Raw genomic sequence first — 13,268 nt, forward strand, 5'->3', positions numbered from 1 at the left:
CGATACGTCGCTCCGGTCCGCGGCAGCTCAGCGCGGTGCACGCTGCTCCTCGAGCACGTCGCGGAGGACGACGGCGTTGTTGTGCTGCTGATCGCGTGCGCCGTACACCAGGGTGACCCTGCCCTGCTTGACGCGGTCGACCAATGCGTCCAGAGCATCGCGGCGCTCTTCCAGCTCGGCGCGGTAGCGACGCTGGAACTGGTCCCAGCGCTGCGGTTCATGGTCGAACCAGCGGCGCAGGTCATCGCTGGGTGCAAGGTCGCGGGCCCAGTCATCGATCGCTGCGTCCTGCTTGGACACTCCACGCGGCCAGATCCGGTCGACCAGCACCCGGTAGCCGTCGTTGCGTGTCGCCGGGTCGTAGGCGCGCCGGAGCCAGATCCTGGCGGTCATGGCGCGGCGCGTCGGTCGGCGCGTGTGCCGCGCCACGGACCGCAACCCATCCCTCGACACCTCGCCCTTCGCGCCCTGTGACTCCTCATGCAGCCACGCTACAAGTGACTGTTGAGCTTTCATGCCGTCAGAGGGTGCGGTGAGTTGGATGCACGTACAGGTCAGCGTTGGCCGAGGTGTCAGCGGACAGCGCTCCAGTCGGCGGCCGGCTGGTCGAGCGTCTCGCACTCGGGGCACTGGATCGCGATGAACCTGGTGGTCTCGATCACGTCAGCGGGGTCCACCAGGGTGTGGTGTTCGTCGGCCATCGCGGTCTGCCAGATCTGACCCCACCGGTCCGCCACGGCGACCCAGGCGTCGGTCGATGACAGATCGCAGCGCGTGCGGAGGCGGTGATCGGCCTGACCGGTGATGCGGACGACGTCCTCGGCCGCTGGGCTGGAGGTATCAGCGGCCCTACCGACCAGCCATACGTCGCCGTCCCAGGTGGCCAGGCGGGCACGGAGCTCCATCAGGTCGCACGCATAGCTCGTACATGCAGCGCACTCACCGGGGTGTGTGAAGAACACAACCCGGTTGCGACGTGTGTCGCGCCAGTTCAACGGTCGCCCGCTGTCGTCGATCACGTTCTGCAGCCATGGCAGCTGATCGCCGACGTCCATGGTCATCGGTCCTCCGTGGTCGTGTCCGCTTCCACTCGGCGGCGCGTCCGGGTGCCGGTCGGTCACGGTCGCGCGATGTCGCCGGTCCCATGATCGCCGCGATCGGCAGCGCTGGTCACGATGTGTCGACGAAGGCGACACAGCAGCGGTCGGATGCCGGGTCGAGCACGGCGCGCGTGTCGTCGCCGTCGCACGCTGACAGGAGTCCGCGCATGAGGGCGAGATTCATGCCGCAGACCAGGTCGGCGTGCTCCCGGGCGACGGCGTGGAAGGGGCAGTTGCGCAGGCGCAGCACGTCGCCGTCGCGGTAGGGCTCGTATCCGCGGCGGGCCAGGGTCGTGGTCAGATCGCCGGCCGCATCGGTTCCCAGCTCGCGGCCGAACCTGGTCGCGACGGCTTCGACCGCTGCGCGCACCGGGCCGTCGCCGTCGGCCCGCATGGCTCGGGCGAACAGCTCGCCGAGCAGCCGGTAGTCGCGGGCGGGCAGGCTGACATGGACCTCGGTCGCCGCGCGGGCGTAGTGCTTGGCCGGGCGCCCGGCGCCGGGGCCGCTACGGCCGTCGCGGCGCGCGAACGACGCCGTCAGGAGGCCCGCATCGACGAGCTTGTCGAGGTGGTAGGCGGCCAGCGACCGGTCGATGTCCAGCGCCGACGAGATCTCGTCGCGGCTGACCGGGACAGGCTGTGCGACCACGAAGTCGTAGAGCCGTCGCCGGGTCTGGTCGTCCAGGCTGCACACTTGTGCCAGCTGCACGCCGAGCGCGTCGTCTGCCATGTACACCTCTAAAAATAGTAGAGCTTGACTTTAGAGATCTAGGCCTCTAAAGTAAGGTCGTCTTGATTATAGACCGGAGGTGCTCGAGATGACCATGACCACGACCAGCCACCGCACCGACGCGCGTGCCGACCTCACCGAACCCGCCGGCCAGGCGTTCCTGCTGCTGCGGGTGGGATTCACCGTCGCGCCGATACTGTTCGGGCTCGACAAGTTTGCCGGCGTGCTCGCCGACTGGCCGGCCTACCTGTGGTCCGGTGTCGATCAGCTGCTGCCCGGCACCGCGACCGACGTGATGCTTCTCGTCGGCGTCGTCGAGATCCTCGCGGGCGTCCTGGTCGCAGTCCGCCCGCGCATCGGCGGGTACGTCGTCGCCGCCTGGCTCGCCTGCATCATCGGCAACCTGCTGCTGGTCGGCGACTACTACGACATCGCGCTGCGCGACGTCGGGCTGCTGCTCGGCGCACTGGCGCTGGCGCGGCTGGCCAACGCCACGTCGCCGCGCGGGTTGGGCGCATCGCGATCATCCGCCGTGTGATGCTCGACGTGATCACGGTCCGGGTCGCAGGACTGCGCGCGTCGACGTGGGAGGCGAGTGGATGCGCAAGCGCGCGACCGTGACGTGGTCATGCGCTGCTCGGCCGTCGGCTCGACGAGACGCTGTCTCCGCGGCCCGGTCGGGAGGCGTGGTGCCATGAACCGGTTGGGCGTCGCGGCGGCCCTGGTCGACGGCGCGGTCGTGCCGGGCGACGTGGAGATCACCGACGGGCGGATCGTGGCGACCGGACGGCGGCCCGCCGGACGGGGTGGGCTCGCCGTGCCGGGCCTGGTCGACCTCCACATCCACGGATGCGCAGGCGTGGACTTCCTGGCCGACGGCGCAGCGGGGCATACGACAGCGGCGCCCGCGCTGCTGGCCTCCGGTGTCACCGCCTACCAGCCGACGTTTGTCTGTTCGCCGCCGGCCGTCGTGGCCACGGCGCTGGACGAGCTGGCCGCGGCACGGGTGCCCGACGGACCGCGTCTGCTGGGCGCCCACCTGGAGGGGCCGTTCCTGTCCCCTGCGCACCTGGGTGCGCACGACCCGCGCCATCGGCGTGATCCGGACCCAGCACTGGCGCTCCGGCTGCTCGACGCCGGCCCGGTGAGCGAGGTGACCATCGCGCCCGAGCTGCCGGGTGGGCTCGATCTGGTGCGCCTGCTCGCCGACCGCGGCGTCACGGTGTCGGTGGGTCACACCGGCGCCGACGCGGCACACGCACGCGCCGCGTTCGCGGCTGGCGCCCGCGCTGTCACGCACCTGTGCAACGCGATGCGCCCACTGCACCACCGGTCACCCGGCGTGGTCGGGGTGGCGCTGACGGCGGAGGGCGTGACGTTCGAGCTGATCGTCGACGGCCACCACCTCGATGACGACATGGTCCGGCTGATCTGGCGCGCAGCCGCGGAACGGGTCGCGCTGGTGTCCGACGGCACGGCGGCGACTGGCATGGCCGACGGCACCTATTCGCTGGGCGAGGGGACCGTGACCATCACCGAGAGCGTCGTCCGGGGCGGCGACGGTGGGCTCGCGGGGGGAGCCGCGACGCTGGTCGAGGCGGTGCGCAACCTCCACGCGCTGGGAGTGCCTCTGCCCGCGGCCGTCGACGCCGCGTCGCGTGTCCCGGCGAATCTCATCGGCCGGCGTGACCTGGGGAGGCTGCGGCCCGGCGCTGCGGCGGACCTCCTCGTGCTCGATGACGCGCTGACGGTGCGGGCGACGTTCGTGGCCGGCCACACGCGGTACGCCGTCTGACCCGCGGGATCTGACGCGCCGTTGACGTCCCGTGCGTTCGCAATCCCGAGGACGACTGAGGGTCGCGTGAATAGCACACTTGGCCGCGTCCCCGACCCGTCGGTGACGACGACGGCCACTTCCGACCAACCTTGACGCGCTGGGCGCCCGCGCAGGGCGGGAGAGGTGGCACGCCTGGTCGGACAACGCCTCGCTGGGCCCGTGACGGCCGCCGGCGAGACGCGCAGCAGACCGGCGCGCTGTCTGAGATCGTCACGCGGTCACGACCTGCTGCCGGCAGCGAGCAGCACCTGCGATCGCGGTGCCGGCCTTCCCCGGATGCGGGACTCACCGGCCACGTGACGATCCGGCCGCGGACGTATCAGCAGCCCACGTCGGTGCTCTGAGGTCGTGTCGGCCCGCGCACGTCGCACATCGGCGACCGCGATCCGGCTGCAACACCCGATGGTCAACGCCGGCGCGACCCGGTGAGGTGTGACACCGATGGTCGGCGTCGGCGCGACCCGATGAGGTCTGACGATCTGGGGTCCCAGGGCGGAGGACGGGAGCTCTGGGGCCCCGAACCCTCACGGCGAGAACACGACCTTCGGCGTGCCGGCGTCGTGGCGGGCGAAGCGAGCGTACGCATCCGGCCCCTCGACGAGGTCGACGACGGGCCCGGTGAGCACGGCACCGGCGACCCGTGGCAGCAGGTCGTCCGCCCGCGGCAGCACCCGGTCGAGGGCCGACCGCGCCGACGCCCGTCCGAAGCGGACGGTGAGGTTCGTGTCATAGGCCGCGACCGGCGTGAACCCGAACGCGGTGCCGGTCTGGACGGCGATCACCGACAGGGTGCCGCCTGGTCGGACCAGGGCACACGCGAGGCCCTGTGCAGCGGTCGTGCCAGCGGCCTCGACGACCGCCGGCGCACCCTCGGCGGCCACCAGCGCCGCCATGATCGCGACGGCGTCGTCGGGCGTCGCGACCTCGGCACCCAGCAGCGCCGCAGCCTCCCGACGCTCCGCCACCGGGTCGATGGCCAGGACGGGACCGGCACCCGTCGCGGTGGCAACCGCGACAGCGCACAGACCGACCGCGCCGAGCCCCACCACGGCCAGCGCGTCACCGGCCTTGGTCCCAGTGCGCTCGACGGCGGACCACCCGGTCGGCAGGTTGTCGGTCAGCAGCACCGCGGCAGTGTCATCGACGTCGTCGGGCACCAGCACGAGGGTGGACCCCGCCAGCGGCACGCGGACGTACTGCGCCTGGCACCCGTGCAACGCTGGGACGGTGGGGTCGTCGGCGGGACCGAAGCCGAACAGCTCGCCCCGCAGGCACCGGGCGGTCAGGCCGCGGCGGCAGGGCCCGCAGGCTCCACAGGACGTCGTGAAGGGCACCAGCACACGATCGCCGACGCTGATCCCGTCGACCTCCGAGCCCGTCGCCACGACCTCCCCCACCGCTCGTGCCCGCACACGACGCCGAAGCGCACCGACTCGCGGCCCTCGTAGGGGTGCAGGTCCGAGCCGCACAGCCCGGCGCGGCGCACTGCGACGACCGCGTCGGTCGGCGCCGTCACGGTTGGCTCGGGCAGGTTCGTCCGGTGGACCACCCGGCGCACGCCCTCCAGGACCAGCCCGCGCATCACACCTCCATGGCTCGGCTGCCACACGCTACTGCCAGAAGGGTGGCAGCAGTGGTGGGGCTCCTGCCACACAGGTGGCAGCAGGGGTCGGCGATGGTGGCGACATCGCACAGACGGACCACGAAAGGACCCGCGATGTCACATCCCCACATGGTGCCCCTGCTGATCACCGAGGCACTGCCGGCGACCCGCGACTTCTACGTCGACGAGCTCGGCTGCACGGTCGTCATCGAGCAGGGCGCGTACCTGCAGATCCGCTTCGGCGACGATCCCGACACCCGCGAGCTCGCCTTCATGGCACCGGACCCGCCGGGCGGCCCGATGGCCGGCGTGCCGGTCTTCAGAGGTGGCCTGGTCGTGTCGATCGCCGTCGACGACGCCGACAAGTACCGCGAGGTCCTGGCCACGCGGGGCGTCGACACCCCGGAGGCAACCGACAAGCCGTGGGGATGGCGCAGCTTCGTCCTGCGCGACCCCAACGGGGTGGTGTTGGATTTCTTCCACGCCATCGCCGAGGATGCCGCACAGGATGCGTCGAGCTGACCGGCTGTTCTCCATCGTCCTCGAGCTACGCCGCCGTCCGGTCACGACGGCGGCGCAGCTCGGTGAGCACCTCGAGGTGTCGGTGCGGACGGTGTACCGCGACATCGCGGACCTCATCGGTGCCGGCATCCCGATCGAGGGTGAGGCGGGCGTCGGCTACCGGCTGGGCGGCGACTTCGAGCTCCCACCGCTGATGTTCACCGTGGCGGAGGTCCAGGCACTGGTGCTAGGGGCCCGCATGGTCGAGGCCTGGGGCGACCCGCGGCTGCGCACCGCGGCCCGCAGTTCGCTACGCAAGGTCGAGGCCGTGCTGCCGCCGACCCAGCGCCACCGCGTGGCCGACACCGCGATGTACGCCGTGTCGTTCTGGGTGCCCGACGAGCCGCGCGAGACGCTTGGCATCGTGCGTGAAGCGATCGACCGCCAGCGCCGGCTGGCCATCAGCTACACCCGCGGCGACGGTGACACGACCAAGCGGGTCATCCGACCGCTCGCGCTGTTCTTCTGGGGCCGCCAGTGGACCATCGGGGCGTGGTGCGAACTGCGTCAGGACCACCGCAGCTTCCGCGTCGACCGCATCACGTCCATCGACACCCTGGATGACACCTTCGAGCACGAGCCCCCGGTGACGCTCGACGACTTCCGCGCCTCGATCGACCGCGACGCCGACGGGACCTGATCCACCCTCCGGGGAGCCACCGCACCACATCGGTAGCCTGCCTCCCCACACCCGCCCCGTGCCCGCCGTCCGGGGAGCCACCGCACCACACCGGTGACCTGCCTCCCCACGCCCGGAGGCACTAGCATCGCTGGCCGATCCTCGACCTTCCTCTGCAGCGAGCTGATCGTGACCCGACCAGTGATCATCGCCCACCGCGGGGCCAGCGGTCACCGGCCGGAGCACACGCTCGCCGGGTACGAGCTGGCGATCGCGATGGGTGCCGACTTCATCGAGCCCGACGTCGTGCCGACACGCGACGGCGCGTTGGTGGTCCGCCACGACAACGAGTTGTCGGCCACCACCGACGTCGCCGACCGCCCCGAGCTCGCCGACCGGAAGACGACGAAGACCGTCGACGGCCGGCAGCTGATCGGCTGGTTCGTCGAGGACCTGACGCTCGACGAGGTCAGGACGCTGCGCGCCCGCGAACGCATCCCGCACGTGCGTCCGGCCAACACCGCCTTCGACGGGATGTTCCAGATCGCCACGCTCGACGAGGTCCTCGCGCTCGCCACGACGGCGCACGTCGGCGTCTACCCCGAGACGAAGAACCCCACCTACTTCGCCGAGCTGGGCCTGGCGCTCGAGGAACCGCTGGTCGCGGCCCTGCACGCCGCCGGGTTCACCGGCCGCGACGCGCCCGTCTACATCCAGTCGTTCGAGGTCGACAACCTGCGCCGCCTGCGGACCATGACCGACCTGCCGTTGGTCCAACTGCTGTCGTCGGACGGTCAGCCGCCGGACGTCGTCGCAGCGGGTGGCGATCTCAGCTACCCCGACATGGCGACCGTGGCCGGCCTGGCCGAGATCGCCACGTATGCCGACGGCATCGGCCCGCACAAGACCGTGCTGGTCCCTACCGGCGACGACGGCGCGTCCGGCACGCCGACCACGGTCGTCGACGACGCCCACGCCGTTGGCCTGGTGGTCCACGCGTGGACGTTCCGCAACGAGCACGCCTTCCTACCGGCCGACCTGCACGCCGCGGCCGGTGACGTCGACGGGCTCGCCGCGACCGCGACGGGTCTGGCACCGGACGAGTACCGACGGTTCTTCGACCTGGGCGTCGACGGCGTGTTCAGCGACCACACGGACATGGCGGTGGCGGTGCGTCACGCCTGGCTGCGGGATCAGCACACAACCGCGTAACGACTCCGCAACAGCCGTGCCACTTCACGGGTGGACGGTTGGCATCACACGGTCGCAGGGGTGATCATTGGGACCCATGGCTGCTCCAGGTGACGTGCTCGCCGACCGCTATGAGCTGAACTCCCGGCTCGGTCGCGGCGGCATGGCCGAAGTGTTCCGCGCCCACGATCGTCGACTCGATCGCGAGGTCGCGGTCAAGGTGCTCGCGCCGCACCTGCTGTCGGACGCGCGCTCGATCGACCGGTTCGACCGGGAGGCCCGGGCCGCGGCATCGCTCAACCATCCCAACATCGTCAACGTCTACGACGCCATCAACGAGGGCGACACGCACGCCATCGTGATGGAGCTCGTCGAGGGCCCGACGCTGGCCGACATCATCGAACGTGAGGGCCGCCTGTCGTTCGAAGAGGCGACGCGCACGGCGATCAACATCGCCGACGCGCTGCAGGCCGCGCACGACCGGGGGCTGGTCCACCACGACGTCAAGCCGCGCAACGTGCTGTTCGACAGCGACGGCTCGCTGAAGGTCACCGACTTCGGCATCGCGCGCGCGGCCAGCAGCGACATCACCACGGTGCAGGGCTCGCCGCCCTACCTCGCGCCCGAGCAGGCGCGTGGGGGTCAGTCCGACAGGCGCAGCGACGTGTACGCCCTGGGCTGCGTGCTGTTCGAGATGCTCGCCGGGCGTCCACCGTACGAGGGTGACAGCTCGTCGGCCGTCGTGATGGCCCACATCGATGCGCCGATCCCCGAGCTGTCCCGCTTCCGGCCCGACGTCCCCCGTGATCTCGAACGGGTCGTCACCCGTGCGCTCGCCAAGGACCCCGACGAGCGCTATGACTCAGCTGCGGCGCTGCGGGCGGACCTGACCCGCATCGAAGCCGGCCTCGCCCCGGCCGGCGCGACCATCATCTCGTCGACGCGCGCGATGCCCCAGGAACCCACGATGGCGCTCGACGACGAGTGGCAGGACGCACCGCCGCCGGAGTACACGCGCCCCTACGACGACGAGCAACCACGACGGCGCCGCCGGGGGCTGTCCGCCCGTGCCGTGGCGATCGCGCTCGCGGCGATCCTGCTGCTGGCCGTCCTCGCAATGGCCTGGGCTGACAACAACAACCGACAGACCGCCGCGGAGGACCCGGTGGTCACCGAAGCGCCGGCCGAGCCGGCGCCCGAGCCGGCGCCCGACACGCAGGACCAGAACAACGGTGCCAACGACAATCAGAGCCTGATCGACCGCCTGAACGAACGGGCCGACCGGCTCGAGGAGCTGCTCAGGCGGGGCCGCACCGCCGATGAGGCGACCCGGGAGCGCATCGACCAGCTCCGCCGTGAGCTCGAGGAGGCCCTGCAGAGCAACAGCGATGGATCAGGCGGCGGCGACAGCCGCCTGGACGAGCTCCAGCGGCGCATCGACGAGCTCGCCAGGGACCAGCAGGTGACCCAGGGCATCGTCGAACGGCTGCAGCAGCTGATCGAGGACCTCAACCCGTTCGGTGGTGGTTGACGCCGGGCGCTCAGCAGCGCGGCAGTGGCGTGTGGGTAGCGGGATGGACGGCGACGGTCGACGTGCTCATGGCCGGCGGGCCGTTACGACGTGCACCTCGAAGGGAGCTTCGAGGCTGCCGTCGGCGGGTGTGGACGGTGCGAGGACCTCGCGGGCGCCATCGCGGCTCCGGTCGTAGACCTCCGTGGTGATGCGCTCGCCCAAGGGCGTGCTGTCCACTTCGGTGGTCACGGCCGCGTCGACGGACGGAAAGCGTGCGGTGCCGAGGTGCGTGCCGGTGGTGGTCGCGGGGAGGCCAGCGTGCTCGAACAGTCCGGTGAGGTCGTCGCCGCAGGCGAAGTAGGTGCTGAGCAGGGATCGCGCCTCAGGCCCTGCGTGGCGCGCGGCCATGTCGACGAATGGTCCGTAGGCAGGCTGGGCGTCGACACTGCTCGGAACCAGCACCGCGACCGTGCCGCCCGGCGGCGCCACGCGGGCCATCTCCCGGAGCGCCGTGACCCGGTCAGGAAGACATGAGGGCCACCTGGCACAGCACGGTTTGGCAAAGTTCGTCTTGTGGATGACCGCGAGCCACACCGCGCACCGCGCCGCGCTCTCGACTTCACCTGACTCCCGGAACAGCACGTACGCGTGGCTGCACCGCTCGACGCAGGCGTGGTTCTCGCCCAGCCACCACAGCGCCATCGCCAACCCGAAACAGGCCTCGGCGCTCTCACGGCTGGCCAGCATCCGCTCGAACGCGTCGCGCGCGTCAGCCCACCGGCCGTCGGCGAGCGCGCCGGCCGCATCGACGGTCGGCTCGTCGGCTGTCATCACACCCATTCTGTCGTCGACGCCGGTGTGCGCGGACGACGGGCCCCGTCGCATCACTTCGACGTTCGAACGAGCCGATCGCCTTCGCCTGAGCCATCTCGTACGGCTCAGCGGCGCGCCCCGGGTCCGGTCAGCCGGCCTCGAAGCCCGGCAGCCAGCGCTCGATGACCGGGCGGACCGCGACGGTGGCCTCGAGCTGGCACAGCACACCCACGCAGCCGAGCCACACGCGATGGGTGAACAGATGCTCCGGCGGCATCGTCAGCTGCAACGCGACGGCGAACTCCGGGTTGCGCGGATCGTTGATGCGGGAGAACTGGCTCCGCAGCCACGTACGGCTGAAGCTGAAGGTGTCGTGGCCCGCAGGCACGGTGAACGGCGCGAGGTAGTCACGCAGCTTGACCGCGTCGACGCGCGCGCCGGGTCGCACGAAACCCTCCTCGCGCAGGCCGGCGACGATCTCTTCGCTGTCCCCGCGCCGCAGCACGGTCAGCAGCCGGCCGAACGTCAGCGGCATGCCGTCGGGCATCGCCAGCGTCGACCCGAAGTCGAGCACACCGAGCCGCCCGTCTGCCGTGAGCCGGAAGTTGCCGGCATGCGGGTCGGTGTGCAGCAGCCCGGTGTACTCGGGACCCGACAGCAGAAACCGCATGTACAGCGCCGCCGCACGGTCGCGCTGCTCCTGCGTGCCGACCGCCGCGACCTCGACGAACGGCGTGCCATCGAGCCACTCGGTGACCAGCACCCGCGGCGTCGCGATCAACACGTCGGGGACGACAGCGTCGGGATCGTTGCGGTAGGCGGCCGCGAACCGGCGCTGGGCATCAGCCTCCGCCAGGTAGTCGAGCTCCTCGGCCAGCCGCGTGCGCATCTCCGCGACCAGTGGCGGCAGTGCGAGGCCCGGTGCGACCGTCGCCGCGGCGCGCGTCATCGCCGATACCGCGCGCATGTCCGAGCGCAACGCGCCCGCGATGTCGGGGTACTGGATCTTCACCGCGACCGGGCGGCCGTCGGGCAGCGTGGCGCGGTGCACCTGCCCGATCGAAGCGGCGATCGGCGCCTGCTCGTCGATGGCGGCGAACCGTCGCCGCCACTCGAGCCCGAGGTCCGCGGCGAGCACGGGTTCGAGGCGGGCGAAGGGCACGACGCTGTTGCGCTCAGGCACGTCCGCCAGCGTCTGCTGCCATGTGGCGTCGGGATCGACGGGGAACAGCGCGTCGAGGGTGGCCAGCAGCTGGCCGGCCTTCAGCGCACCACCCTTGAGATCGCCCAGCACCCGCCGCGTGCGCTCGGCGTTACGGCGGCGCAGCTCGCGGCGCACGTGCTCGGCGTCCTGACCGATGCGGCGCCTGGCCAGGCCCTCAACGGCCAGCGCGACGGTTCCGAGCGGCAGCCCGAGCAGGCGCAGGGTGCGTCCGACGCGGTGGATGCCTCCGATGCCCGTCACCCGACCACGGCGTAGGCGCGTACGGGGAAGGTGCCGAACCGTTCGACCGGAGCCGGGACCGCGTGGAAGCGGAAGCCGGCGCCGGGGAGCTGCCCGAGTCCGCGCAGGTGCTCGACCACCGGGATGTCCGCGGCCAGCAGCAGCGAGTGCGCGGGCCGGCTGGGGTCCTCCATGTCGTCGATGTTGACCGAGTCGATGCCGACCAGCGCGGCGTTCTGGTCGACCAGCCACTCGGCAGACTGCCTCGTGACGAACCGCGCGTCGACTCCGTACGCCGGGGTCCGCCAGTGACGGTCCCAGCCCGTGTGGACGAGCAGCGCGCGACCGCCGACGTCGAGGCCACGCAGGTCGTCGACGTCGACCGCTCGCCGGCCGCTGCTCGCGACGTCGAGGACCAGCCCGTCGAGGTCCGCGATCTGGTCGAGGCGCAGGCCCGCGAGATCGGCATCGTCGGGGTAGCGGTGCCACGGGCTGTCGACGTAGGTGCCGGTGTTGGCGACCATCGAGATGCGGCCGACGTGGAAGGTGACGCCCGGGCCGTACTGCGCCTCGGCCGCGTCGCGGGTGAGGTGGTCGCTGAGCTCGGGTCCGGGCAGGCCCGGGTAGGTCGTCATGCCCTCGGCGATGGGATGGCTCAGGTCGACCAGGCGGCGGGTGCTGTCCATGCCACCCATCGTCGCACGCGTCACCGCACGCCCGGGAGCAGCTTCCACCGCACGCGCTCGCGGTAGTCGGCGTAGCCGGGGTAGGTGGCTGCGAGCAGCGTCTCCTCGTACGCGCTCTTGCGGTCGAAGAACACCGCGCTCACCGCGATGACGAGGAGGCCCGCCACACTCAGCACACGGATCACCGAGCCGCCGATCAGCAGCAGCACAGCTGTGTAGATCGGGTGGCGCACCACTGCGTAGAGCCCCGTGTCGATGAGGGTGCCGTCCCGCACCGGCGACGGCTGGGGCACCGCCTGCCGGCCCAGCTGGAGCACCGCCACGACGCCGACGACCACGCCGAGCCCGAAGATCGCCCATCCGACCGGATCCGTCCCCAGCAGGTCGAACCGCCCGAACCACCCGTCGGTGCGGGGCACGATGATGAAGGCCAGGACGAACAGCACGCCCTGCCCGGTCAGCCACAGCACGTCGGCCCGTCGCATGGATGCGGCCAGTGTGCCCGCAGCGCGACGCCCTCCGGGGAGCCAGCTCACCACACCGGTCGACCCACTCCCCCGGAACCGACCACCACCGACCCCCAGGTTAGCCAACACTTTCACCACGTCGGTGGTCGGACTCCCCAAGAGCGTCACTGGACGAGTGCCTGCACCTCCGCGACGCGAACTGGCTGGGTGGTCTGGCTGGTCAGCTCGCCGAGGTCGCCATCGTTCCCATCCGAACCGGACCAGGTGGCAGTCCACACCACGGTCGCGGTCACGTCGTAGATCTCGCCCGGTTGGCCAGCAGACGAGTGTCGGTACGTGTACTTGCAGTCCGTCGCGTCCGGCCGTCCGGCGAAGCGCCTCTCGTACACACGCCCCGGGCCACGGCAGGTCACCGCGTCACCGTTGCCCATGTCCCACTCGACCCGCACGGGCGACACGGTAACAGTGGCCGACACGGGCCCAGCGGTTGCCGTGCGGTCCTGGCGACCCCAGTCACTGCGGTCGATCCACATCCACGACGGAAGCTGGGTGATCTGGTCGCCCTCGGGGCTCATCCCGATCGTCGGCGCCGGCAATGTCAGCTCCGCGAGTGCGAATTCGGCCAATGTCGCCGAGGAGACGATGAACGAAGGTGCTGCCCCGGACGTCAGTTCATCGGCAGGGATGGTGCCCGTGATCTCGCC

General features: G+C 71.2%; 15 protein-coding genes. 6 read left to right on the top strand and 9 right to left on the bottom strand.

Annotated features, from left to right (window positions below):
* Nucleotides 1–27: 27 nt before the first annotated feature.
* The 3 genes from VK923_03920 to VK923_03930 form a co-directional block, all read right to left on the bottom strand.
* Entirely contained in the window at nt 28–393 is a 366-nt protein-coding gene (locus VK923_03920; GenBank protein ID HSJ43813.1) for a DUF488 family protein, read from the bottom strand.
* 179 nt (nt 394–572) lie between these two features.
* Nucleotides 573–1,061 (bottom strand): hypothetical protein, encoded by a 489-nt coding sequence (locus tag VK923_03925; protein ID HSJ43814.1) that lies wholly within the window; start codon nt 1,059–1,061, stop codon nt 573–575.
* Between the two features lie 109 nt (nt 1,062–1,170).
* Entirely contained in the window at nt 1,171–1,830 is a 660-nt protein-coding gene (locus tag VK923_03930) for a helix-turn-helix domain-containing protein (protein HSJ43815.1), read from the bottom strand.
* 88 nt (nt 1,831–1,918) lie between these two features.
* Here VK923_03930 and VK923_03935 point away from each other — a divergent pair, with 88 nt between their 5' ends.
* Nucleotides 1,919–2,368, top strand: coding sequence for a hypothetical protein (locus tag VK923_03935; GenBank protein ID HSJ43816.1), 450 nt, complete (start codon nt 1,919–1,921; stop codon nt 2,366–2,368).
* 156 nt (nt 2,369–2,524) lie between these two features.
* Nucleotides 2,525–3,625, top strand: a complete 1,101-nt coding sequence (gene nagA, locus VK923_03940; protein ID HSJ43817.1) for an N-acetylglucosamine-6-phosphate deacetylase — start codon at nt 2,525–2,527, stop codon at nt 3,623–3,625.
* Between the two features lie 566 nt (nt 3,626–4,191).
* On the opposite strand, the gene VK923_03945 is transcribed toward nagA, so the two are convergent.
* Nucleotides 4,192–5,274: a zinc-binding dehydrogenase gene (locus tag VK923_03945; GenBank protein HSJ43818.1), complete on the bottom strand. Its 1,083-nt coding sequence runs from the start codon at nt 5,272–5,274 to the stop codon at nt 4,192–4,194.
* A gap of 110 nt (nt 5,275–5,384) precedes the next feature.
* Here VK923_03945 and VK923_03950 point away from each other — a divergent pair, with 110 nt between their 5' ends.
* The 4 genes from VK923_03950 (at nt 5,385) to VK923_03965 (ending at nt 9,172) form a co-directional block, all read left to right on the top strand.
* Nucleotides 5,385–5,792, top strand: a complete 408-nt coding sequence (locus tag VK923_03950) for a VOC family protein (protein ID HSJ43819.1) — start codon at nt 5,385–5,387, stop codon at nt 5,790–5,792.
* Nucleotides 5,779–6,471, top strand: coding sequence for a YafY family protein (locus VK923_03955; protein HSJ43820.1), 693 nt, complete (start codon nt 5,779–5,781; stop codon nt 6,469–6,471). Before VK923_03950 ends, VK923_03955 begins: the two co-directional genes overlap by 14 nt.
* A 168-nt stretch (nt 6,472–6,639) precedes the next feature.
* Entirely contained in the window at nt 6,640–7,662 is a 1,023-nt protein-coding gene (locus VK923_03960) for a glycerophosphodiester phosphodiesterase (GenBank protein ID HSJ43821.1), read from the top strand.
* A gap of 76 nt (nt 7,663–7,738) precedes the next feature.
* Nucleotides 7,739–9,172: a protein kinase gene (locus tag VK923_03965; protein HSJ43822.1), complete on the top strand. Its 1,434-nt coding sequence runs from the start codon at nt 7,739–7,741 to the stop codon at nt 9,170–9,172.
* Between the two features lie 66 nt (nt 9,173–9,238).
* Here the strand turns inward: VK923_03965 and VK923_03970 are convergent, their stop codons facing one another.
* The 5 genes from VK923_03970 to VK923_03990 form a co-directional block, all read right to left on the bottom strand.
* Nucleotides 9,239–9,985 carry a hypothetical protein gene (locus VK923_03970; GenBank protein ID HSJ43823.1) on the bottom strand — a complete coding sequence of 249 codons (747 nt, stop codon included), beginning with the start codon at nt 9,983–9,985 and terminating at the stop codon, nt 9,239–9,241.
* 130 nt (nt 9,986–10,115) lie between these two features.
* The gene (locus VK923_03975) at nt 10,116–11,432 is read right to left on the bottom strand and encodes an AarF/ABC1/UbiB kinase family protein (protein HSJ43824.1); all 1,317 of its coding nucleotides are present in this window, start codon (nt 11,430–11,432) and stop codon (nt 10,116–10,118) included.
* Nucleotides 11,429–12,097, bottom strand: coding sequence for a cyclase family protein (locus VK923_03980; protein HSJ43825.1), 669 nt, complete (start codon nt 12,095–12,097; stop codon nt 11,429–11,431). The genes VK923_03975 and VK923_03980 overlap by 4 nt, the downstream gene beginning before the upstream one ends.
* Before the next feature lie 20 nt (nt 12,098–12,117).
* Nucleotides 12,118–12,633: a methyltransferase gene (locus VK923_03985; GenBank protein HSJ43826.1), complete on the bottom strand. Its 516-nt coding sequence runs from the start codon at nt 12,631–12,633 to the stop codon at nt 12,118–12,120.
* Nucleotides 12,634–12,728: 95 nt separating this feature from the next.
* On the bottom strand, nt 12,729–13,268 hold a 540-nt coding region (locus tag VK923_03990; GenBank protein ID HSJ43827.1), incomplete at its 5' end, for a hypothetical protein.

Source organism: Euzebyales bacterium, from assembly GCA_035461305.1.
Taxonomy (GTDB): Bacteria; Actinomycetota; Nitriliruptoria; order Euzebyales; family JAHELV01; genus JAHELV01.

Excerpts from the sequence above, each read along its gene's own strand:
- VK923_03920 (HSJ43813.1), bottom strand. The coding sequence starts at position 393 with ATGACCGCCAGGATCTGGCTCCGGCGCGCCTACGACCCGGCGACACGC.
- VK923_03925 (HSJ43814.1), bottom strand. The coding sequence starts at position 1,061 with ATGACCATGGACGTCGGCGATCAGCTGCCATGGCTGCAGAACGTGATC.
- VK923_03930 (HSJ43815.1), bottom strand. The coding sequence starts at position 1,830 with ATGGCAGACGACGCGCTCGGCGTGCAGCTGGCACAAGTGTGCAGCCTG.
- VK923_03935 (HSJ43816.1), top strand. The coding sequence starts at position 1,919 with ATGACCATGACCACGACCAGCCACCGCACCGACGCGCGTGCCGACCTC.
- nagA (HSJ43817.1), top strand. The coding sequence starts at position 2,525 with ATGAACCGGTTGGGCGTCGCGGCGGCCCTGGTCGACGGCGCGGTCGTG.
- VK923_03950 (HSJ43819.1), top strand. The coding sequence starts at position 5,385 with ATGTCACATCCCCACATGGTGCCCCTGCTGATCACCGAGGCACTGCCG.
- VK923_03955 (HSJ43820.1), top strand. The coding sequence starts at position 5,779 with ATGCGTCGAGCTGACCGGCTGTTCTCCATCGTCCTCGAGCTACGCCGC.
- VK923_03965 (HSJ43822.1), top strand. The coding sequence starts at position 7,739 with ATGGCTGCTCCAGGTGACGTGCTCGCCGACCGCTATGAGCTGAACTCC.
- VK923_03970 (HSJ43823.1), bottom strand. The coding sequence starts at position 9,985 with ATGACAGCCGACGAGCCGACCGTCGATGCGGCCGGCGCGCTCGCCGAC.
- VK923_03980 (HSJ43825.1), bottom strand. The coding sequence starts at position 12,097 with ATGGACAGCACCCGCCGCCTGGTCGACCTGAGCCATCCCATCGCCGAG.